Source organism: Methylobacterium frigidaeris (genome assembly GCF_022179185.1).
Lineage (GTDB): Bacteria > Pseudomonadota > Alphaproteobacteria > Rhizobiales > Beijerinckiaceae > Methylobacterium > Methylobacterium frigidaeris.
On sequence record NZ_BPQJ01000193.1, the window covers coordinates 1 to 276 of the forward strand.

General features: G+C 46.7%; 1 protein-coding gene. It reads left to right on the forward strand.

Annotated features, from left to right (window positions below; genetic code table 11):
• The first annotated feature begins 9 nt into the window (after positions 1-9).
• Positions 10-261 (forward strand): YciN family protein, encoded by a 252-nt coding sequence (locus tag MFF64_RS36825; RefSeq protein ID WP_001031530.1) that lies wholly within the window; start codon positions 10-12, stop codon positions 259-261.
• Positions 262-276 lie beyond the last annotated feature (15 nt).

The following is a 276-nucleotide window of genomic DNA, read 5'->3' on the forward strand; positions in this document are numbered from 1 at the left end:
GAGTAAATAATGAACAAAGAGACACAACCCATCGACCGCGAAACGCTGTTGAAAGAGGCCAACAAAATCATTCGTGAGCATGAGGATACGCTCGCAGGGATTGAAGCCACCGGCGTCACGCAGCGTAATGGCGTGCTGGTATTTACCGGCGACTACTTTTTAGATGAACAAGGATTGCCAACAGCCAAAAGCACCGCGGTGTTTAATATGTTCAAACACCTGGCCCATGTGCTTTCAGAAAAATATCATCTGGTTGATTAAAGCAAAACGCGAGGT

What these genes read in the sequence shown, in the direction of transcription:
- MFF64_RS36825 (WP_001031530.1), top strand. Translation starts at nt 10, where the DNA reads ATGAACAAAGAGACACAACCCATCGACCGCGAAACGCTGTTGAAAGAG.